The 21,299-nt window shown below is 46.1% G+C and carries 19 protein-coding genes; 2 read left to right on the plus strand and 17 right to left on the minus strand.

Going from position 1 to position 21,299, the window contains the following annotated elements; all coding sequences use genetic code 11:
• Positions 1–41: 41 nt before the first annotated feature.
• The 17 genes from ACESON_RS02720 to ACESON_RS02800 form a co-directional block, all read right to left on the minus strand.
• Positions 42–245 carry a hypothetical protein gene (locus ACESON_RS02720; RefSeq protein ID WP_177960116.1) on the minus strand — a complete coding sequence of 68 codons (204 nt, stop codon included), beginning with the start codon at positions 243–245 and terminating at the stop codon, positions 42–44.
• A gap of 136 nt (positions 246–381) precedes the next feature.
• Positions 382–747 (minus strand): DUF1667 domain-containing protein, encoded by a 366-nt coding sequence (locus ACESON_RS02725; RefSeq protein ID WP_177960117.1) that lies wholly within the window; start codon positions 745–747, stop codon positions 382–384.
• A 3-nt stretch (positions 748–750) separates the two neighbouring features.
• Positions 751–2,016, minus strand: a complete 1,266-nt coding sequence (locus ACESON_RS02730; RefSeq protein WP_373108381.1) for an NAD(P)/FAD-dependent oxidoreductase — start codon at positions 2,014–2,016, stop codon at positions 751–753.
• 18 nt (positions 2,017–2,034) lie between these two features.
• Entirely contained in the window at positions 2,035–3,471 is a 1,437-nt protein-coding gene (locus ACESON_RS02735; RefSeq protein WP_373108383.1) for an NAD(P)/FAD-dependent oxidoreductase, read from the minus strand.
• Between the two features lie 166 nt (positions 3,472–3,637).
• The gene (locus ACESON_RS02740) at positions 3,638–4,342 is read right to left on the minus strand and encodes an MIP family channel protein (RefSeq protein WP_177960120.1); all 705 of its coding nucleotides are present in this window, start codon (positions 4,340–4,342) and stop codon (positions 3,638–3,640) included.
• 58 nt (positions 4,343–4,400) lie between these two features.
• Positions 4,401–5,897, minus strand: a complete 1,497-nt coding sequence (gene glpK / locus ACESON_RS02745) for a glycerol kinase GlpK (RefSeq protein ID WP_177960121.1) — start codon at positions 5,895–5,897, stop codon at positions 4,401–4,403.
• Positions 5,898–5,970: 73 nt separating this feature from the next.
• Complete coding sequence (locus ACESON_RS02750) at positions 5,971–6,540, minus strand: glycerol-3-phosphate responsive antiterminator (protein ID WP_177960122.1); 570 nt, start codon at positions 6,538–6,540, stop codon at positions 5,971–5,973.
• 345 nt (positions 6,541–6,885) lie between these two features.
• Positions 6,886–7,575, minus strand: a complete 690-nt coding sequence (locus tag ACESON_RS02755) for a thioredoxin family protein (RefSeq protein ID WP_177960123.1) — start codon at positions 7,573–7,575, stop codon at positions 6,886–6,888.
• A gap of 12 nt (positions 7,576–7,587) precedes the next feature.
• Positions 7,588–8,154 carry an alkyl hydroperoxide reductase subunit C gene (gene ahpC / locus ACESON_RS02760; protein WP_177960124.1) on the minus strand — a complete coding sequence of 189 codons (567 nt, stop codon included), beginning with the start codon at positions 8,152–8,154 and terminating at the stop codon, positions 7,588–7,590.
• 382 nt (positions 8,155–8,536) lie between these two features.
• Entirely contained in the window at positions 8,537–9,484 is a 948-nt protein-coding gene (locus ACESON_RS02765) for an ROK family glucokinase (protein ID WP_177958693.1), read from the minus strand.
• A gap of 18 nt (positions 9,485–9,502) precedes the next feature.
• A complete protein-coding gene (locus ACESON_RS02770) occupies positions 9,503–10,630 on the minus strand; it encodes a phosphotransferase (protein ID WP_177958692.1) in 1,128 nt (375 codons plus the stop codon).
• Positions 10,630–11,562, minus strand: a complete 933-nt coding sequence (locus ACESON_RS02775) for a sugar phosphate nucleotidyltransferase (RefSeq protein WP_177958691.1) — start codon at positions 11,560–11,562, stop codon at positions 10,630–10,632. The genes ACESON_RS02770 and ACESON_RS02775 overlap by 1 nt, the downstream gene beginning before the upstream one ends.
• Before the next feature lie 73 nt (positions 11,563–11,635).
• Positions 11,636–13,027 (minus strand): sulfatase-like hydrolase/transferase, encoded by a 1,392-nt coding sequence (locus ACESON_RS02780; protein ID WP_177958690.1) that lies wholly within the window; start codon positions 13,025–13,027, stop codon positions 11,636–11,638.
• 110 nt (positions 13,028–13,137) lie between these two features.
• Entirely contained in the window at positions 13,138–14,316 is a 1,179-nt protein-coding gene (locus tag ACESON_RS02785) for a glycoside hydrolase family 88 protein (protein ID WP_177958689.1), read from the minus strand.
• Between the two features lie 49 nt (positions 14,317–14,365).
• Positions 14,366–15,193, minus strand: coding sequence for an ABC transporter permease subunit (locus ACESON_RS02790; protein ID WP_177958688.1), 828 nt, complete (start codon positions 15,191–15,193; stop codon positions 14,366–14,368).
• 12 nt (positions 15,194–15,205) lie between these two features.
• Entirely contained in the window at positions 15,206–16,108 is a 903-nt protein-coding gene (locus tag ACESON_RS02795) for a carbohydrate ABC transporter permease (protein ID WP_373108386.1), read from the minus strand.
• 71 nt (positions 16,109–16,179) lie between these two features.
• Positions 16,180–17,511, minus strand: a complete 1,332-nt coding sequence (locus tag ACESON_RS02800) for an extracellular solute-binding protein (RefSeq protein ID WP_177958686.1) — start codon at positions 17,509–17,511, stop codon at positions 16,180–16,182.
• Positions 17,512–17,763: 252 nt separating this feature from the next.
• Between ACESON_RS02800 and ACESON_RS02805 the strand changes: the two genes are divergently transcribed.
• Both ACESON_RS02805 and ACESON_RS02810 read left to right on the plus strand, forming a co-directional pair.
• The gene (locus ACESON_RS02805; protein ID WP_373108388.1) at positions 17,764–19,557 is read left to right on the plus strand and encodes a sensor histidine kinase; all 1,794 of its coding nucleotides are present in this window, start codon (positions 17,764–17,766) and stop codon (positions 19,555–19,557) included.
• Between the two features lie 32 nt (positions 19,558–19,589).
• Positions 19,590–21,191, plus strand: coding sequence for an AraC family transcriptional regulator (locus ACESON_RS02810; protein ID WP_177958684.1), 1,602 nt, complete (start codon positions 19,590–19,592; stop codon positions 21,189–21,191).
• Positions 21,192–21,299 lie beyond the last annotated feature (108 nt).

Here is a 21,299-nt window from a genome sequence, read left to right on the forward strand (position 1 = left end):
CTATAAAGGTCTTTCGTTCCCCGCAGATTTTCTTTTTTCGTCTACTTGTCTTCTCCCAGACAATTCATGTCATTAAGTCCGCAGGTGCTGTCATCCTCTCCGCTTAAGCAGTTCATATCATTTAATCCGCAGCTGGTGTCTTTTTCATCCTCCAGACAGTTCATATCATTGAGTCCGCACGTCTTGTCGTCATCACTGATTCCGTTTAAATTACTCCATCCTGAAGCTTTTTTCTTTTCTTCCATTTTCCTTCCTCACTTTCTATATCTGCCATATTGCATGGCTCCCGGGCTCCTTCTGCCGGGAAAACCAGTCTTCCACGAATCAGCAGTATCCCGCCATGGTCTTTTTACCATGCCGGGATGTTCTGCCCATTTTGTCTTATTTTGCTTCTACATTGCTGGTGGCAATGATGTCCACACCGGTATCTGCCGTATTTGCCAGAATCACATCTCCAATATGAACCGGAGCCTGAACCGTCACGCCCTTTAAGGATTTCACACAATCAAAGATCTTTTCCTTTGGAATATCTGTCTTTGTTTTCACAGAAACGGTAACATCCTTACCGCCCTCCACCATAACGGTACTGGTCACAATTCTGGTAGGGTTGGTCACTTCTTTTCTGGCGTAATCGTCGCCCCGTTTACAGGTATTTCCTTCCACCTTAATTACTTCGCCGGCTTCCATGGTTACCGTTACCGGGCAGCCCAGAGGACAGCCTATGCAGATCAGTTCTCTTTTTTCCATTGCCTATGCCTCCTCAATTTTTACGGTTATCGTCTTTAAATCCGGATATGCCAGAAGCTTTTCCTTCTCCAGCTTAATCTCTTCCATTTCTCCCGGTGCTACTACAGGACGTTTCCGATGAATCACCCGTTCATCATCAAAATATACGCTGATATAACAGTTTTTATAAACTCCGCCCACACGGAAACGAACCGTCAGCTTGTCGTCCATCCGATCCGGATGAATCACAGAAGGTACGGTATAACGGACACCCTCCACCGGATTCAGCAAAATGGCTTTTCCTGCTTCAGACTGTCGTCTGCCCTGTACATACAGAGCCGCATTTCTTCCTGCTGCTGCTGCCTCCTCGGAAACAAAATCCACCAGATCATGAACGTGAAGCACATTACCGCAGGCAAACACGCCTTCGATATTGGTTTCCAGACTTTCATTTACAATCGGTCCCGAGGTTACAGGACTCATATCCACACCGGCTCCTCTGGAAAGCTCATTTTCAGGGATTAGTCCAACCGAAAGAAGAAGAGTATCGCAGTCATAATCCTCCTCTGTTCCTGGAATCGGTTTTCCTTTCTCATCCACCTTTGCAATAGTAACGCCGGTCAGGCGCTCTTTTCCGCGAATTTCCACAACGGTATGGCTCAGCTTTAAGGGAATTCCGTAGTCATCCAGACACTGAACAATATTTCTCTTTAAGCCGCCGGAATATGGCATCAGCTCTGCCACAACCTTGACCTTGGCGCCTTCAAAGGTCATACGTCTTGCCATAATCAGTCCGATATCTCCGGATCCCAGTATTACTACCTCACGACCCGGCAGAAATCCCTCTCTGTTTACCAGTCGCTGCGCTGTTCCGGCAGAATAAATTCCGGCCGGACGATATCCGGGAATGTTCAGCGCTCCTCTGGAACGCTCTCTGCATCCCATTGCCAGAATCACGGCTCCTGCCTGAATCTGGAACATCCCCTCTTCCCGGTTCATAGCAGTCACTACCTTATCTGGACTGATGTCCATAACCATGGTATGCAATTTGTATTCAATTTCCAGTTCCTTTACCTGATCAATAAACCGGGCAGCATATTCTGGTCCCGTCAGTTCTTCCTTAAATGTATGAAGTCCGAAACCATTGTGAATGCACTGGTTTAAAATTCCGCCCAGTTCCTTGTCTCGTTCCAGAATCAGGATTTTCTCCACTCCGCTTTTTCTTGCTGCTGCGGCAGCTGCAAGCCCTGCAGGGCCGCCGCCAATGATTACGATATCATATGCTTTCATGTTTCGACGCCCCTCCTTCTATATCCGATCCTTGTTTGTTCCAACAACGATTTTTGAATCGCCGCCGCATTTTGTAATCTCTTCCATATCCATAGAAAGCTCTCTGGAAAGAATTTCCATAGTCCTCGGCGAACAAAAGCCTGCCTGGCAGCGTCCCATTCCGGCTCTGGTTCTGCGCTTTACACCGTCCAGAGAACGGGCTCCCAATGGGCGATGAATGGCATCCAGGATTTCTCCCTCTGTCACCATTTCACAGCGGCATATAATATTTCCGTAAGCCGGCTGCTTTTTAATCAGCTCATTGCGCTCCTCCATGGAGAGCTTCTCCGGATTCAGCACACCTTTTCTTGTTCCTACAAAGTCTGGATTTTCTTTCAGATCCAGGATTCCCTTTACAATATCTGCCACCATGCAGCCAATCGCCGGACTGCTGGTCAGCCCCGGAGATTCGATGCCTGCACAGTCAACAAAACCAGGAGCCTCTTTGAGCTCTTCAATAATAAACTCATGTCCGTCTTCGTGGGCGCGAAGTCCTGCAAAAGAGGTAATCACCTGACGAAGGGGAACATTTTTCACTGTTTTCGCACACTTGGTAATTACTTCGTCAAGTCCTGCTCTGGTTGTATTGGTTCCTTCCTTATCCTCAATGTCAATCGCCGTCGGACCCACAATCAGATTTCCGTGTACAGTTGGAGATACCAGAACGCCTTTTCCATATTTTCCAGGCAAAGCAAAAATGGTATGATTTACATGCTTTCCTGCCGTCTTATCCAGCAGACAGTAGTCTCCCCGTCTTGGTGTAATCGTAAGCTTCCTGTCACTGACCATATTGTGAATCTGATCTGCATAAACGCCTGCTGCGTTTACCACGCATCGTGCTTCAAAATCGCCCTTATTGGTATGAATCAGGAATCCGTCCTCTTTCTTTTCGATTCCTTCCACCTGAGTGTTAAACTTAAATTCCACACCATTGGTACAGGCATTTTCTGCCATAGCGATATTCAGATTAAAAGGACATACAATACCGCCGGTGGGTGCATAAAGAGCTGCTACTGCCTCATCAGAAATATTAGGCTCCATTTTCACCAGCTCATCCCGCTCAATAATCCGGAGACCTTCTACTCCGTTTTTGATGCCCCGCTCCAGAAGCATCTGCAGCCCCGGACGGTTTTCTTCCTCTGTGCAGACAACCAGAGAACCCGCTTGCATAAACTCAAAATCCAGATCCTCTGCCAGCTTAGCCATCATTTTGTTTCCCTGAACATTCAGCTTAGCCATCAGAGAACCGCTTGCAGCATCGTATCCTGCATGGACAATAGCGCTGTTTGCTTTTGAGGTTCCGCAGCACACATCCTCTTCCTTCTCCAAAACGCAGGCCTTTACCTGGTAACGGGACAGCTCTCTTGCAGAGGCCGCTCCGGAAACACCTGCGCCGATAATAATTACATCATACATGTTTCTTATTCCTCCTTAAAAACAGAACCCGGCATCTTCGTATCTTTCGATATCCATTTGCCAGGCTCCGCTCTCAAAATTCACTATTTAATTTGAGTCAGGTACTCTGGCTGTTTTGTCTCTACAGAAACCTGCTAATTTTTTTTGCACCTGTGTCCAGCGCTTCCTACCACGGAATTGCTCCATACAGAAGTACAGCTGCTACTGCGCCAAGCAGCGGGCCCACCAGCACAACCGGTGCATAACCCCAGTTGGAATCGCCTTTTCCTTTAATCGGAAGGATTGCATGTGCCAGACGGGGACCCAGGTCGCGGGCCGGGTTGATTGCATATCCAGTCAGTCCGCCCAGGGACATACCAATGGAAACAATAATGCCAAATACCATAAATTTCTCAACGCCTGCAGCTGCAGTTGCAGGGATTCCCTTAATTGCAAATACCAGAACGAAGGTTCCGATTGCTTCACTTAAAATATTCAGAGGCATATTGGCAACGGACGGGCCAGTAGAGAAAACGCCCAGCTTTGTTCCGGGATTGTCGGTTGCATCAAACTGATCTTTAAACAGAATGTATACAAGGCACGCACCTAAAAATGCACCTGCAAACTGAGCAACAATATATCCGGGAACCATGGACCATGCAAAGCTGCCATCCACTGCAAGAGCGATGGTCAGAGCCGGGTTAAAATGTGCGCCGGATGCAGCGCCGAAAATAAATGCCGGAACCATAACAGCAAGACCCCAGGCAAAAGTAATCTGAATGGAGCCTGCGCCCTTCATTCCGGATTTGTTCAGGGTTACGTTTGCTACTACACCATCACCTAAAAGAATCAGAAGCATCGTCCCAATAAATTCTGCGATATATGGCAACATAATTAATTTCCCCTTTCATACAGTATGAATTTTGCTGTTACCCTTTTTTCCTGTTTTCTTAATTTTCTTTTGCCCAGCCATAGGAATACTTCACTGCCTTATTCCAGCCGGCAACCTTCTTGGCCCGATCCTCTTCGGAGATCTCCGGCATAAATACCTTATCAATTGCCCAGTTATTGATAACATCTTCCTTGCTGGACCAATAGCCAACTGCAAGACCTGCCAGATAAGCCGCACCCATAGCGGTTGTTTCTACGCATCTGGGACGCTCAACCGGAGCATTGATAATATCCGCCTGGGTCTGCATCAGGAAATTATTTGCACTGGCGCCGCCGTCTACCTTCAAAGCTGCCAGCTCAATTCCAGAGTCTGCCTTCATTGCCTGCAGAACATCGTTTGTCTGGTAAGCCAGAGATTCCAAAGTCGCACGGATAATATGATACTTGTTCACGCCTCGGGTGATTCCTACAATGGTTCCTCTTGCATACTGATCCCAATGGGGAGCGCCCAGTCCGGTAAATGCAGGAACAACGTAGCAGCCATTCGTATCCTTTACCTTACTTGCCATATATTCAGAATCCGGTGAAGAATCAATCAGGCGCATCTCATCACGAAGCCACTGAACTGCTGCACCAGCTACGAAGATGGAGCCCTCAAGAGCATATTTTACTTTTCCGTCCAGGCCCCATGCAATTGTGGTAACCAGACCGTTTTTAGAGAATACCGGCTTGTCACCTGTGTTCATCAGCATAAAGCATCCTGTTCCGTATGTATTCTTTGCTTCACCAGGACGGAAGCAGGTCTGTCCAAACAGAGCTGCCTGCTGATCTCCGGCTGCTCCTCCAATGGGGATAGGACCGCCTAAGAAGGAAGGATCTGCCTCGCCGTATACGCAGCTGGAGGGCTTTGCTTCCGGAAGCATACATTTCGGAATATTCAGCTCCGCCAGAATCTCATCATCCCACTCCAGGGTATTGATGTTGAACATCAAGGTTCTGGAAGCATTACTGTAATCTGTTACATGAACCTTGCCCTTTGTCAGACGCCAGATCAGCCATGTTTCTACGGTACCAAAAAGAAGCTCTCCGTTCTCTGCCCGTTCCCGCACGCCTTCTACGTTGTCCAGAATCCATTTTAATTTGGTTCCAGAGAAGTAAGCATCAATAACCAGTCCTGTTTTCTGACGGAAGGTTTCTGTCAGCCCCTTTTCCTTCAGAGTATCGCAATACTCGGATGTCCGGCGGCACTGCCATACAATTGCATGATAAACTGGCTCACCTGTGTTCTTATCCCATACAATAGTGGTTTCACGCTGGTTGGTAATACCAATTGCCGCAATATCCTCTGCAGTTGCACCGATTTTTGACATAGCCTCAACTGCAACACCAAGCTGTGTTGACCAGATCTCGTTGGCATCGTGCTCCACCCAGCCGGGATGCGGGAAATACTGAGTAAACTCTTTTTGTGCCACGCTGCACATCTCGCCCTTCTCATTAAAAAGGATACACCGGTTGCTGGTGGTACCTGCATCAAGAGCCATTACATACTTTGCCATAAAATACCTCCTATAAAAATAATAATAAAAGTGAAACTATACTTTCTGCCGAACCCCCTTCGGCAGAAAGTATCTACATAAGCCACACCTTCTGATTGGTGGAAGAGACAGCAATAGCACCTGCATCCAGCGCTGCCATCACATCCTCCTTGTCAGAAATCAGACCGCCTGCAATGAGATGCGTTCTGACTCTTTTGCAGACTCTCCGGATAATCTTAGGCATCACGCCGGGAAGCACTTCAATAAAATCCGGCTTTACAGAAACCAGCTGCTTTTCAATATTTTCAAAGGACAGGGAGTCCAATACAAAGAAACGCATAACGGTGTAAAGCCCCAGCTCCTTTGCCCGCCGTATCATAGAAGGCTTTGTGGAAATAATTCCATCTGCCCCGGAATGCTGCCGGATAAAATCAACAGCAACCTCCTTACAGCTGAGTCCCGCAATCAAATCCACATGGACTATCGCAATTTTTCCTGCTTCTTTTATCTTTCTAACGATATCTGCAATATTACAGATATCTCCATACAGAATAAATACTACTTTTATATCCGGCACCCGACAGCACTGCTCCAGACCATCCATGTCCTTAATTGCCGCAATCACTGGATTTGCCTCAACCATGTCATAAAATCTTTGTTCCATTTCTGTATGAACCCTCTACTTTCTGCTGTTCTCTCTTCGTAGTATTCCTCTGCTGTTTCCTGCATAAAGCTGTAAAATTTCCTGCAAGAAAATACAAAAAGAGCATAGCTTCAAACAACATTTCTGTTGTAACGCTATGCTCTCACTCTCTCAGCATGTTATTTGTTTTCCTATCTCTAATATAGCACACTGTACATATTCTTTTCAATAGTAATTTATTTTTTCAGCATTATTTGAAAATTCCATTAGATTCTTTTTGCTTAAATTGTGCATATTTCATAAATAATTCGTTATTTTTTTATCACAATGCACATAATCTGCTTTTTTGTTGAATTTCTTTTTCCTTTACCTGGCATCCAGCAAAAGCTGGGTCAGATCCTCAATACTCCGGGGCCCTGTATAAACCTGACTGTCGTTAATAATAACCAGAGGAACCCGCTCAATCTGATAGGCTTCCACCAAATCCGGATACAAATTGGCATCGTACATCTGAGCCTGAACCAGGGGATTTAACATGGCAATCCGCTGACTGGCAATCACCACGCCAGGGCAGTGATGACAGGCCAGAGAAACACAAATCTTCACATCGGCTGGCCGCTTCAGCTTTCCAATCTTTTTTATGGCAGCCCTGGAAATCTCCTGCCCAGGCCCTGCCGCATTGTAGATTCCAATAACAAAGGAGTTGATTTCCTTTCCTCCCGGCACTCCATGAAATGCTGCCCTCTGATAGAGCCCGTCCACAAAAATACCGGTTACAGGCAAATGGGAAACATCTATCTCTGTCCCCTGTTCTCTGGTCTGAGCCGAAAGAATACCGGATTCCTCCGGACTATAAAGCTCCAGGGAAAGCTTTGGAGAAAGTCCTGCAATTCCCTTCAGAAATGATGCCATCTGAGCAGATTTTTCCTCCTTAAGATCCACCACCGCTTTCAGAACCACAGCTTTTTCCAGCTTCTGAAAAACTCCTCTCATAGTTTCCGCAGTTTTTTCATCCAGAAGGGGAGTTTCTGCAGAAATCAGAGAAATGTCTATCATCCCATCACCTCCCTATAAAAGTCCTACCAGATCCAGACTTGGCATCAGGGTTTCCTCTCCCGGCTTCCATTTGGCCGGACACACCTGATCTCCGTGCTCCTCTACATATTTTGCCGCCTGTACCTTTCTTAAAAGCTCCTGGGCATTTCGACCGATTCCCATATCATGAATCTCGTAAGCCCGGATCTTTCCCTCTGGATTCAGAATAAAGGTTGCCCTAAGAGCTTGCCCTGCTTCCTCCTCCAGGACGCCAAACTGCCTGGCAAGAACACCTGCCGGATCCCCCAGCATGGGATACTGAATTTTCCGAATAGTCTCAGAAGCATCTGCCCATGCCTTGTGTACAAAATGGGTATCTTCTGAAACAGAATAAATCTCACATCCCTCTTCCTGGAAATCCTCATAATAATCCTGAAGATCTCCCAACTCTGTGGGACACACAAAGGTGAAATCAGCCGGATAAAAAAACAGCACAGACCAGTGCCCCAGAAGGCTTTCCTTCGTCACTTCTTCAAATTTTCCTCTGCAGAAGGCCTGAACCTTAAATTCTTCCGCTTCCTTTCCAATCAAATGATGCATCCGTACTCCTTTCCCCGAAAATCCTGCCCTGCCAGCCGGATCTATTACGGATAAAATACACTCGTTTCCGTTTCTATGCTCTGCATACAGCCATCCCTCCACAGGGATTCTATTTTCATTATACGGAAATAAAGAGGACACTGTCAATGAATTTTTCTCTTGTAAGAGAGGACGAAAAAAAGAAGCCCGCTCGCGAGCTTCTCCGCCTGCGGCGGGTCGTCTCATCGGCCCAATTCTCTTCCAACCCATGGCGATCCTCGCGGAGGCGTTTTTATGTCATAGGACGCACTTTCCTATGACACAAAAAAACAGACGCAGCAACCGTCCCCCAACGTTTGCTGCGTCCCTCTATTTAAAACACTACCCCCTATGCAGGTACCTGTTAGTCAAGTACCATGCGAGCTGCCCCGTATATACCTGCATCGTTCCCCAACGATGCCAGGACAATGCCTGCTTTTTTCTTGGAGACAGGCGTAAACTCCTCGTAATGCTTCATAGTCAGATCCGTTAAAATCTTTCCTGCCCGGCTTACCCCACCGCCGATTACAAAAACCTCCGGATCTACAATATGAGTAACATAGGCCATAGCCAGCCCCAGATATCGGCAGGCTGTGTCCAGTGTTTCCATTGCCATGGAATCTCCGTCATTTGCGCAGTCACAGACATTTTTTGCTGTTACTTTATCGCCAAATTTCCGAAGAGCCGACGGCTGTGTGCTTGCGGCCATATTCCGTCTGGCTTCTCTTGCAATTCCCGTTGCGCTTGCAACCTGCTCAAGACAACCTCTGCCGCCGCAATTACAAAATTCCTTCTCCTCATCACGCACATGAATATGCCCCAATTCGCCTCCGAGGCCGTGTACGCCTGCAATCACGTGGCCATTAATTACCACGCCGCCGCCTACACCGGTGCCCAGAGTCACTGCTACTACATTTGAACAGCCTTTTCCGCCGCCCTGCCACATCTCTCCCAGTGCGGCAACGTTGGCATCATTTGCTGCTTCACAGCGAATCTCTGCTCCCATCAGCTTCTGCATTTCTCTGGCAGGCCAGCAGTCATGCCATCCCAGATTGACACAGACCTCTACACACCCATCAGGCATAACCGGTCCCGGAACCCCCATTCCGATACCCTTAAGCTCGTCTGCAGTCAACCCGTGATCTGCCAGTTTTTCCTTTAATTTTTTTGCTACATCCGGTAAAATATGCTGTCCGCTGTCTTCCTTTCTGGTGGGAACCTCCCATTTATCGAGAAGCTCCCCCTCCAGAGTAAACAGTCCGCATTTTACCGTTGTTCCACCAATATCAATTCCCACACAGCACTGTTTCATTTTTAACATCTGCTCCTTTTATTTGGATGCCTCTTCTACGATGCGCTTCATCTCATCCCACTTTTTCTCCATATCTGCAACCAGTGCAAACTGTGTCCGCGCACGATCCAGATTGTGGTTCGGTCTGTGAATCCGGAAGTAATGATCTCCATCCAGATAATCGGTCAGGAAACGGGTACCGCATTCCAGAGTCATCAGCTTCGCACCCCATGGAAGCATCTCCAGCTCAGTTTTTGTCAGACTTCCTGCACATCCCTCCAGAAAACCTCTGGTATAGGCTGCAAACAACGGAAGAGACAGAGAAACCTTACTTAAATCAGTCTCATCCTCTTCTGCTGTATTCGCACCGAAACGGATAGAATCGCCGTAGTCAAATACAGAAGCACCCGGCATAATCGTATCCAGATCGATCACGCACAGAGCCTGTCTTGTCTTGTTGTCAATCATGATGTTGTTGAGCTTTGTATCATTGTGGGTAACACGGTACGGCATTTCCCCGCTTTTCAGCTTATCCATAACAACAGACATATCTGCTTCATGAGCCATTACAAAATCAATCTCAGCCTGAACGTCCTTTGCCCGTCCGCATACATCTGCCTCCAGAACCTTTTTAAAGGTCTCGAAACGCTTTGGCGTATTGTGGAAGTCCGGAATTGTCTCTGTCAGATTCTCAACCGGGTACTTCTCCAGAAGACGCTGGAAATGACCGAAAGCCTTTGCGCTCTGATAAAAATCTTCTTCAGTCTCAACGACGTCATAGGTGGTTGCATCATCAATAAACAGATACATTCTCCACCAGGAACCAATGCTGTCCTCGTAGGCGTCCTGTCCGTCCAGAGTCTTTACCAGAGTCAGAGTCTCTCTGTCCGGATCTCCGCCATTGGCAATAATCTGCTCTCTTAAAAATCCGGTTACTCCGGAAACGTTCTGAATCAGACCCTTGGGATCCTTAAACACATTTGTATTCATACGCTGCCAGATATAACGGTACTCCTTTTCTCCGTCCTTTGTAACCAGAAGGAAGGTATCATTAATATGTCCGTTTCCATACCGTCTGCACTCAACCGGAGTTCCTTTAAAAGCGAATTTTGCCACTGCCTCTTCTATTTTTGCGCAGGCACCTTCTGCAACTTTCTGATAGTCCATTATTTCTCCTCCCACAAACGCTCCGGATACAGACCGGCTTCCTTAAATCCACGGATTGCACTCATTACTTTTTCTTTATCTTCTTTGTAGGTTACGCCATACCAGCTGTCAGCAGAGCTTAAAACCTTAACGTCAGCCATTCCCTCTTTTAACATCTCGTCTACAACGAAGGGAAGGAAATACTCACACTTCAGCGGGTTTACCGGCAGATTCTTATCCAGGAATGCAGAGAAGCGTCCCTTTAATTCACGGAAAATGCTGGGTGTAAAGCCCCACAGGTTCATGGAAACCTCTGTTCCCTGTGGAAGCGGATTCCAGGTTGCTCCGTCATCCTCTGTAAATTCAGCCTGCTCTCCATGCTTTTCAATCTTTGTTCTTTCTACAATATCAGTCAGCATTCTGTTCTCATCAACAGAGCATACGCCTCTGGCAACATGGCCATTGTCGGTCAGAGTCTTGTACAGATCGTAGCTTACCATGGTGTAATGGCAGATGTCATCATCCTCCATGCTGCAAAGCTGATCGTAAATAGTCTTGAATGCAGATTTTCCGTAGTAATCATCTGCATTAATCACTGCAAACGGTGCATCTCCGATTTCCTCTGCACAGCAGAGAATTGCATGGCCAGTTCCCCACGGTTTTACGCGTTCTTCCGGACAGGTATAGCCTTCCGGCAGCTTATCCAGCTCCTGATATACATAAGCAACCTCTGCGTGCTGCTCCATGCGTTTTCCAATGTGCTCCTTAAAGTCCTCTTCGATTGCCTTCTTGATGATAAATACAATCTTCTCAAATCCAGCTGCCACTGCATCATAAATGGAAAAATCAATAATCAGATTTCCGTACTCATCTACAGGGTCAATCTGCTTGAGTCCGCCATAACGGCTTCCCATTCCTGCTGCCATAATTACCAGAACCGGTTTCTTTTTCATGATAACAACCTTCCTTTATTTTTAATTAAACTGCTTTTTGCAGTTTTTTCCAATCCCCTGGCGCAATCATCGCCTATCGCTCCCAATCCCATAAAAATGGATCATTTAATTTCGCAAGATATTCCTTCAGCAGACTGCGGAATTTTAAAATTCTCGGATCGCTGCTGTCCCGGTCAATCACTTCCGGATTCAGCTGGAAGGGATCCTTCTTATCATCGTACAGATATTCCTTCTGCTTTTCATCCGGCATATAGCCATTATAAATCACGTATGTATATTCCGGCGTTTTGATTCCGCGCCATCCATGGGCCTTGTGAGTCAGCCCCAACGCCGCATAGGCAGATACGCTTTCCGGCATTCCTGGATAAGAACATAAAAACATATAATCCGGCGCGTCTGTGCTTTCTTCTCCCAGAACTGCATCCTTGTGGCTCATTCCCTCACAGGTATCCGGAACGGAAAGCTCCAGAAGCTCCAAAAGCGTAGGCATATGATCCGGGCTGGCAAACATTCTGTCACAGCTGCCAGGATGGATCCGTCCCTTCTGACGGAACAGAAGCGGGATATGGATCGATTCCTCATACCACACATTTTTGCTCATTCTTCCGTGAGAACCAAGCATCTCACCATGATCGGCTGAAAGCACCACCAGAGTGTTTTCCTCCATTCCATGCTCCTTCAGGTACTGGGTGATTCGTCCAAACTGCTCGTCAATTCCGTATACTGCTGCAAAATACTGACGGGCAATAACCTCCATCTCCGGAGTTCTCTTTTCCTCAGGTACATTGGGTCTCCAGTTCACAGGCATATCCTTAAACTTCTCATAATAGCGGTCAGGAACCAGCTCATAGGGAAGATGCGGTGGATTGTAGGATACGAACAGCGCAAAAGGCTCGTCCTTGTCCCTATGACTGTCCATATATTCCAGCGCCTTATCTGTCTCATATTCTGCCGACCACTTACCTGGACGAATTTGTTCCGGCGTATCCTGCCAGTAATGAGGATTCAGATGATCATCACAGGCACCATAAGACAGCCAGTAATCAAAGCCCTGTCTGCGCTCTCCCGGCGGCGTATAGGCATCCCAGTGCTCTGCGCCGGATTCCGGATGTTCACAGAAATTCTGCTCTGAAGCATCCAGATGCCACTTTCCTATATAAGCAGTCTGATATCCGCTGTCTTTTAATACATTTCCAATGCAGGTTTCCTGAGGCTTTAACATCAGCTTTTCTTCCAGACCGATTTTGCAGTTGGTCCACAAACCAATAGAAAGCGGATATTTTCCCGTCATCAGACAGCCGCGGTGGGGTGTACAGAGGGGGAAGGTGCTGTAGGCATGGTCAAACTGCAGGCTTTCCTGAGCAAACCGATCCATATTGGGTGTCTGCACCTGGTCCTGATTTACACAGCCCATGGCATGATACCGCCACTGATCTGCAAACACATAAATTAAATTTGTTTTCATAAGCAACCCTTTCTTTTCTCTTGATTCAAAAGAACTAAAAGGGCACCCTGAGACGGAAGAACTCCATCTCAGGGTACCACAGTTTTCTGGCGTTTGCCGCTTTGCTAAAATTACCAGTAAAGCTTCCAGTCAGTAATCATCCTGGTCAGTGCTTCCATATAGAAATAATCTCCCCATGTGTTACACTCATCTACGCCCCTGTTTTTACAGGTGTTTTCTTTGGAATCTCTTGCATAGGTTCCGTGAAGCAGAATGCCGTTGGACTTGGTAATATCCTTATTACCGCACTTTTCATCCAGAGCATACATCATGCGGTATGCTGCGTCAAGATATTTCTTTGCTTTTTCCGGCTCAAGATATTTTGCCATCTCGAAGATACCACAGCATGCAATTGCAGCTGCTGAAGAATCTCTCGGCTCATCACTTCCTGTATCAAAATCGAAATCCCAGTAAGGAATTAAATCCTCCGGCAGATGCTCTACAAAGAAATCGGTTACTCTGCAGAACAAATCAATATAAGAAGGATCCTTCAAATAACGGTAACTCAGCGCGATTCCATAAACTCCCCATGCCTGTCCACGCGCCCATGCAGAACCGTTTCTATTACCCTGGTGGGTTACACCGTAAGTCGGCTCTCCGGTTTCCATATCAATAAAATGAGTATGATAGGTAGAATTATCCGGGCGAAGGATACATTTCATCGCTGTCTTAATATGGTTTTCAGCCATTTGAGCATAATGTCCATCACCAGTCACCTCACTTGCCCAGTAAAGAATCGGCAGATTCAGCAGACAGTCGATAATCATACGATATTCTTTCGCTTCTCCTACGTTACCCCATGCCTGTAAAAACTGACCCTTCTCTCTGTAACGAGATGCCAGGTGATCTGCTGCCATCAGAGCAGCTTCCTTTGCCCGCTCATTTCCTGTAAGCTTGTAAGCTGCTACGCAGGAAAGGCTGAACAGAAAGCCCATATCATGATGGTTTACATCAATCTTATTGAGAATTCTGTCATGGAAGCTTTCTACCTGTACTTCTGCTGCCTTACGGAATGCCTCGTCTCCGGTAAATTCATAAGCCAGCCAGATAACGCCTGTCCAGAAGCCTGTTGTCCATTCTACGTTCTCCGTTGCTTCGTAAAAACCATCAAAGCTGTTGGAGGACTGGAAATGATCGGTATATTTCGGCAGATTTGCCTTTACAATCTTTACCGCTTCCTCCAGTGCCTTTTTTGCACCCTCTGCATCCATAACAGGATAGTTCATGATTGACTCAAATGTCTGTGCCATAATAATTCCTTCTCCTTAATATTAGCCTAAAACAATTAGCTGTAAAATCTTAGCCCTTGATACCGCTGGCAGCAACACCCTCAACGAAGAAGCGCTGACAGCTTAAGAATACAATTACAACCGGAATCAGGGAACATACAGATGCTGCCATGATCCATGCATAGTCGGCGCCGTACTGAGAAATAAACATACGGATACCAAGCTGAACGGTCTTTAATTCCTGGGTCTTTAAGTAAATCAACGGTCCCATGAAGTCGTTCCAAACATTGGTGAATGTGAAGATGGTCAGGGTAGCCATACCCGGCTTACCTAACGGGAAAATGATTTTGGAGAAAATACCAAACTCATTCAGTCCGTCAATTCTTGCAGCCTCACACAGCTCGTCCGGAATACTGATGTAGAACTGTCTCATCAGGAATACGCCGAATGCGGAGAAAGCCTGCATCAGCATCAGTCCGATATGAGTATCGTTCAGTCCCATTTTAGAAACCAGGATGAACTGAGGAACCATGTATACCTGCCACGGAACGGCAATGGTAGTAACATACATCAGGAAAAGAGTATCTCTTCCTTTGAAGTGACATTTTGTGAAACCATATGCTGCGAAACAGCTGGTGCACAGCTGAATTGTTGTTGTACACAGGGTCAGCTTTGCAGTGTTCTTAAAGAAAGTAAGCAACGGAAGCTTTTTCCAGATTGTGGAATAGTTTTCCGGGTGCATTGTCTCCGGCCACCATCTCATGGGGATAGAGAAAACGTCTTTATTCAGCTTTAATGAAGAAATTACCATCCAATAGAACGGAACCAGCATGAACAGGGCCAGACAGATCAGAAGGATGTAAAGTATTGTCTTTGTTATTTTTTTCTTGGCTTCCATACCTTTCCCCCCTTATAAATCCTTAGACCACTTCTTCTCACCGCTGAACTGAATCAGAGTGATAAGCAGTACAATTGCAAACAGTACAATTGCACCTGCACTAGCCGGACCAAACTCCCAGCTTGTAAATGCTTTTTCATAAATGAAGTTAACCAGTGTCTTGGTTGCGTTACCAGGACCGCCGCCGGTCATAACGTATACCAGGTCAAATACCTTGAAGCACTGAATGGTCAGCATAATTAATACGAAGAAGGTTGTCGGTGTCAGCATGGGAACAGTAATGTACAAAAGCTTCTGGAAGCCATTTGCACCGTCAATGCTTGCAGCCTCATACAGAGAACTAGAAATACCCTGCAGAGCAGCCAGATACACGATCATGTAGTAACCCATATACTTCCATACGCTTACGATGGAAACCGCTACCATAGCCCAATCCTTATCAACTACCCACCTAGGAGGCTCACTGATGCCGATAAATTTCAGGAATTCGTTAACCGGTCCAAAATCAGGCTGGAACAGCATGTTCCACACAGCGCCTACCGCAACGATAGAAGCGATATATGGGAAGTAAAATGCGGTTCTAAAAAATGCCACGCCTTTGATTTTGTTGTTCAGAAGAACTGCCAGCAAAAGTGCCAGAACCAGCGTGGGAAGAACTGTCATCAGCGCATAGGATAAGGTATGTACCAGTGCGCCGCGGAAAACTCTGTCGCCAAAAACTTCTGTAAAGTTCTGCAGTCCTACAAACTGCATCGGTCTCTGTGAACCATCCCAACTCATTACACTCAGAACAAAAGAAAAAATAACCGGAACAAATACGAAAAGGGAATATCCGATCAGGTTCGGTAAAATAAAGGCATAACCTGTCATATTGGTCCGCAATGCTCTCTTCTGTTTGGATGTCAGCTTACTCATATCCATCCTCCTCAGATTTTATCTGTTTAAAAGGCGGGGCTGGTATTGCACCAGCCCGCTCATTTGGTTTATCACCAGCCCTTAATTTCTGCTACTCTCTCCTGAAGCTCTGCAAGACCATCGTCTACAGAGTAGGATTCAATCATAATTAATTCATGTACTTCGTTCAGCACAGTACGGATTTCCTCGATCTTCGGATCCAGCGGACGGTCAAAGGAATAATGGGTATATTCCAGAGCCTCTACATTGCTTTCACCCTCCGGGAAATTCTCAGCTGCTGCGATAGTCTTCAGTGCTTCCTCAGACGGAATACCAGTAAATACGCCCTGTGCTGCCAGAATAGTTGCTGCTTCCTCAGAAGAAGCAAACTTCACGAAATCCCAAGCCAGATCCTTCTGGTCGGTAAATGCGCTGATTGCAATAGGAGTCAGAGCGCCAACGGTGTAGCCTGCCTCTGTGTTCTCCGGATGCGGAATGGTTGCAATTCCCCAGTTGAAGCTGGTCTCGCCTGCTGCATGGGACTGCATCATGGTTGCGATGAACCAAGTACCCATCGGCATCATAGCACACTGCTGATTCTTAAATACAGATGTATAGTGGATGTTTGCAGTCTTTAAGGTTGCATAGTCCTGAATGTAGCCATTCTTCTGAAGAGCCAGAGCCTCTTCATACCAAGGCTTCATAAAGCTGTAATCCTTTTCAACTACAGTATGCTCACCGTCCTGTACTGCCCAGTTGGTAACCAGTGCCTGCCAAGTATGATTGTGAGAGCCATATACCTTGCTGCTTCCCTCGCCGCTGGTCAGCTTTGCTGCCAGATCGTAATACTCCTGCCATGTCATATCATTGGACGGATACTCAACACCTGCTGCATCAAACAGATCCTTGTTGTAGTACAGAACATACCAGTCATTTCTGTAAGGCAGAGCATAGGAAACACCATTGTACTGCAGCTGCTCAGCAGCTCCCTTGTAAATGGATAAATCCAGATTGTCCTTCTTGATGAATTCATCAATTGGAAGCAGCTGCTCTTTGTCTGCCATCTGAAGCATGGAACCCATATCCTTAACCCAGATAACATCCGGATCCGGCTGTGCTGCAGAAAGGCTGATACCCAGGGAGTTGTTATACTCATCTGCAGAGGTATCGATAATCTTAATCTCTACATCCGGATTCTTTTCCTCATAGGCATCGATCACTGCCTGGAACTGAGGAGTGGATTCATTGTCCCATGTAGTAACAGAAAGGACCTGCTTTCCTTCTGCACTGCCGGTCTCTCCTGAAGCCTCGCTTCCAGCTGCTGCATTGTTTCCAGCGTCAGACTTGCTGCCGCCGCAGGCAGTCATAGCACCGCATGCCATGACTGCTGCCATTGTCATTACGACTACCTGTTTCTTTTTCATGATAACCCTCCATTTTTTCGACGGAAGCGCTCCGCCGTTGTTAAGATAAGTGTAACAGGAACATATCGTTTTCTGAATCAACAATTTTCGGATTTTGATTTCTTTTTTTTAGACATGTTTTTTCTTTCTTTTTGAAAAACATATACAATTTTCCTATTCTATTACTATTTTTATGTTTTATGTACATTTTGCATTGAAAGGATGGTTTTTTTTGTGTATAATAACATAGGAATTGTAAAAGAAAGGATGATTATGAACAAAAAAACACCTCGAACTTTTCAAAAAAAATTGATTTTTTTTAATTTTCTGACCATTATCTGTATTGCCTCTGCCATCAGTTTTTATACCTTTTTTTCCTATAAAAATGATGTCATTGCCAACGAAACAGAAAACTCTGTCAACAGACTTCACTCGCTTTCTGCCCGACTGGATATTGCATACACAGAGATGATCAATATTGTCCAGAACTGTGCCAGCAGAAAAACGCTGTTTCTCAATTCGACCCGCAGCACTTACGCACATTCCGATGAGATACAGCTGTATTCGGCAAATGTTTTAAAGGATCTCTGCGCAGTTTCCGGCTACAATCAGTATATTAATCAGATCATTGTATACGAAAAGGATTCTGTGTGTCTCCAGGCCGGAACCTCCTATGGAAGTCTCCAAGCGCCGGAATCGCTGATGAAGACGCCCTGGTTTGATACCCTCCTTACAAGAGAGCTGCAGGCCTACGAGCTGACGCTTCAGGACAATATTTTCTTCCCCTACACAAGACGGGATCCTAAGGTGCTTCCCCTGCTGCGCCCCTGGGAGCATGTTTCCGCCGAGGCCCCCAGAGAGGCCTGGGTTTATCTGGCCATTTCTCCCATGCTGTTTGAGCAGTCCCTGTCCTTCATGCCACAGGATAAAAACATTACGATTCTGACAGCGGACTATACCACCATCAGCTCTATAAATATGGAAAAACCCCAGCTTGACTCTGCCAGGCTGATTTTAGCAGAGCATCCGGAAATTTCCGGACATATTATCGAGCATGTCAATGGAAATGACTGTGTCATTGCCTGGGAACGGCAGCCTGTCAGCGGGCTGATTTTCTGTGAGATTCTTCCGATTAAGGAAATGCCTCTGGACAAGCAGGTTCTTTATACTACGATTTTCCTGATTTTTATGTCCGCCATGGTAATCGGCCTTGCCCTTTCCCTGCTGTTCTCCAGAAACCTGATTCGTCCTATCGATCGGCTGACCAGGCACATTAGGGTTATTTCAACTGGAGAGTTCACCAAAAACCCAGATATTGAAACAAAAGATGAATTTGGTCTCATCGGAAAACAGATCAATGAAATGTCATCCCGGATTTCCGAACTCATGGACAGCCGAATCCAGGATGAAAAAGAAAAAATGAATATGGAAATCAAGATCCTTCAGGCCCAGATCAATCCTCACTTCCTGTACAACACTCTGGACTCCATCAAATGGATTGCCACCATGCAGCACAGCACAGGAATTGTAAAGGTTGTTTCTGCCCTCTCCTCCCTGCTGAAAAATATGGCAAAGGGCTTTAATGAAAAAGTAACAATCCGTCAGGAGCTTGATTTTTTGGAAAACTATATTACAATTGAAAAGATCCGTTATATTGAATTATTTGATGTGGAGATTACCGTAGATGATCCGGCGCTTTACAACGCCCGCATTGTCAAGCTGACCCTGCAGCCCATTGTAGAAAACAGTATCTTCTCCGGAATCGAACCCAGCGGAAAGCCAGGGCTGATTCAAATTCATATTTATGCAGAAGACCAGGTGCTTTACATCAGCATCCGCGACAACGGAATTGGTATTTCTGAAGAAAATATCCGCCGTCTTCTGACAGACACAGGAAGAGTCACGAAAAATTATATGAGCGGCATCGGACTTCCCAATGTTGACCGGCGGATCAAACTGGTTTACGGAGAGGAATATGGTCTGAAAATGGAAAGCGAAATCGGAAGCTACACCTGTGTTACCGTTTCTTTACCGCTGGAATTCAGCGATGAAATGCAGGAAATATAATAAAATGATCATCTAATTAACAGGAGTTACTTATGTATAGAATTGTATTGATTGATGATGAACCTTTAGTTTTAGCAGGAATTGCTTCTTTGATCCCATGGGAGGAGTATGAGTGTACGATTGTGGGAAAGGCCACCAACGGCAACAGCGCCATGGAGCTGATTCTGGAGCTAAATCCAGATATTGTAATAACAGACATCCGAATGCCTGTTATGAATGGCCTGGAGCTGATCGAAGCCTGTCAGAAGCAGGGCTGCGAATTTGCATTCCTTCTTCTGACCAACCTGGAGGATTTCCAGCTGGCTCAGCAGGCAGTCCGCCTTGGCGCCACAGATTACCTGGTCAAGCTGGATCTCCAGCCCCAGGCTCTGATTGACGCTCTGGAGCGGGCAAAGGACTGCTGCAATCTCATGAAAAGCCATCACAAGAAGGAGCTGTACTCTTTCCTGTTAAAAGACAGCCAGGCCCAAGTGGAGCGATCCTACTTTACACAGCTTTTGAATCCTCAAAAAGACGAGTTTCCGGTCAACAGCGAACTTGAAAAAAATTACCCCTTTGTCTATATGATTCTGTTCCAGATGATGCCGGAACAGATCCAATTCGGACAGACTGACGCTTATGATTTTCAATTCATCCGCAGTCAGCTGCTGGACATTATTTCCGGAATTTCATCCCGTTATTTTGCCCGCTGCACCACACTGCCTCAGGAAAAGGACACCCTTGCCCTTGCCGTATGTCCCAAGTTGGAAAATGACAACGAAAAGGCTCTTTCTGATTTTTGCAATAAAATCAAAGTGGCTCTCAGCACCTATTTTGCCCTGACAGCACAGTTTGGTATAAGTAAAAGAAAGGAACAGCTCTCTGAACTGCCAGAGGCTTTTCTGGAGGCGAAAAAGGCCCTTGACGACTGTTATTATGAGTCTAATCGTTCCATCTCCTTCTATCGGCCGCAGACTGAAGAACGCCACCGTTCCAGCAACCGGGAATTCAATATTAACTTCCTGAAGAAGGCCATGTACGATGCTGTGCTCCACAACGAAAGCAGTGAGCTGCACCAGATTTTTGACGAGCTTTCTTCTTTGTTCCGTCAGTATAAGCCAGGAAAAACGCAGGCAGTCAGCGCCTGCATTAATATCTACAGCTTCTTCCACGATCTGTTTCAGGAAGAAAGTGCTGATACAGAGGATTTCCCTTATATCAGCGACATTACGGAGCAGCTGGCACAGCTGGGCAGTCTGGAGGACATTCTCTTATGGTTGGACAGCTTCTGTGAGAAAATGTGCGGTCTTCTGACTGAGCGAAAAGAAAACCGCTCCGACAAGCTGGTCTATCTGGCAAAACGGTATATCAACGAGCATTATACCGAAAAGCTGACCCTGTCTGACATTGCCGATCATCTTCGGATCAGTTCCGGCCACCTGAGCACCACCTTCAGCCGGTATATGAATCTGACTATCTCCGATTATATCGCTCAGGTTAAAATTGAGCATGCAAAGGAGCTGATTGATTCCGGACAGTATCTGATTTATGAAATCGCAGGACAGCTAGGGTTTGACAATGCGTATTACTTCAGTAAGGTCTTTAAAAAAGTAACAGGCATGTCTCCCAGAGACTATGACAGTCTCCACAAATAATGTAACATATAAAAAATGCAGGATTTCCGGCGTGAAAACCGGTTTCCTGCATTTATCTTTTCTGTGTTTTTTATTTCTATCCTGCTTCTGTCTGTGTATTTCTTTTTG

This window comes from Lachnoclostridium sp. Marseille-P6806 (genome assembly GCF_964238185.1).
GTDB lineage: Bacteria > Bacillota > Clostridia > Lachnospirales > Lachnospiraceae > Brotaphodocola.

What these genes read in the sequence shown, in the direction of transcription:
- ACESON_RS02720 (WP_177960116.1), bottom strand. Translation starts at nt 245, where the DNA reads ATGGAAGAAAAGAAAAAAGCTTCAGGATGGAGTAATTTAAACGGAATC.
- ACESON_RS02725 (WP_177960117.1), bottom strand. Translation starts at nt 747, where the DNA reads ATGGAAAAAAGAGAACTGATCTGCATAGGCTGTCCTCTGGGCTGCCCG.
- ACESON_RS02730 (WP_373108381.1), bottom strand. Translation starts at nt 2,016, where the DNA reads ATGAAAGCATATGATATCGTAATCATTGGCGGCGGCCCTGCAGGGCTT.
- ACESON_RS02735 (WP_373108383.1), bottom strand. Translation starts at nt 3,471, where the DNA reads ATGTATGATGTAATTATTATCGGCGCAGGTGTTTCCGGAGCGGCCTCT.
- ACESON_RS02740 (WP_177960120.1), bottom strand. Translation starts at nt 4,342, where the DNA reads ATGTTGCCATATATCGCAGAATTTATTGGGACGATGCTTCTGATTCTT.
- glpK (WP_177960121.1), bottom strand. Translation starts at nt 5,897, where the DNA reads ATGGCAAAGTATGTAATGGCTCTTGATGCAGGTACCACCAGCAACCGG.
- ACESON_RS02750 (WP_177960122.1), bottom strand. Translation starts at nt 6,540, where the DNA reads ATGGAACAAAGATTTTATGACATGGTTGAGGCAAATCCAGTGATTGCG.
- ACESON_RS02755 (WP_177960123.1), bottom strand. Translation starts at nt 7,575, where the DNA reads ATGATAGACATTTCTCTGATTTCTGCAGAAACTCCCCTTCTGGATGAA.
- ahpC (WP_177960124.1), bottom strand. Translation starts at nt 8,154, where the DNA reads ATGCATCATTTGATTGGAAAGGAAGCGGAAGAATTTAAGGTTCAGGCC.
- ACESON_RS02765 (WP_177958693.1), bottom strand. Translation starts at nt 9,484, where the DNA reads ATGAAACAGTGCTGTGTGGGAATTGATATTGGTGGAACAACGGTAAAA.
- ACESON_RS02770 (WP_177958692.1), bottom strand. Translation starts at nt 10,630, where the DNA reads ATGGACTATCAGAAAGTTGCAGAAGGTGCCTGCGCAAAAATAGAAGAG.
- ACESON_RS02775 (WP_177958691.1), bottom strand. Translation starts at nt 11,562, where the DNA reads ATGAAAAAGAAACCGGTTCTGGTAATTATGGCAGCAGGAATGGGAAGC.
- ACESON_RS02780 (WP_177958690.1), bottom strand. Translation starts at nt 13,027, where the DNA reads ATGAAAACAAATTTAATTTATGTGTTTGCAGATCAGTGGCGGTATCAT.
- ACESON_RS02785 (WP_177958689.1), bottom strand. Translation starts at nt 14,316, where the DNA reads ATGGCACAGACATTTGAGTCAATCATGAACTATCCTGTTATGGATGCA.
- ACESON_RS02790 (WP_177958688.1), bottom strand. Translation starts at nt 15,193, where the DNA reads ATGGAAGCCAAGAAAAAAATAACAAAGACAATACTTTACATCCTTCTG.
- ACESON_RS02795 (WP_373108386.1), bottom strand. Translation starts at nt 16,108, where the DNA reads ATGAGTAAGCTGACATCCAAACAGAAGAGAGCATTGCGGACCAATATG.
- ACESON_RS02800 (WP_177958686.1), bottom strand. Translation starts at nt 17,511, where the DNA reads ATGAAAAAGAAACAGGTAGTCGTAATGACAATGGCAGCAGTCATGGCA.
- ACESON_RS02805 (WP_373108388.1), top strand. Translation starts at nt 17,764, where the DNA reads ATGAACAAAAAAACACCTCGAACTTTTCAAAAAAAATTGATTTTTTTT.
- ACESON_RS02810 (WP_177958684.1), top strand. Translation starts at nt 19,590, where the DNA reads ATGTATAGAATTGTATTGATTGATGATGAACCTTTAGTTTTAGCAGGA.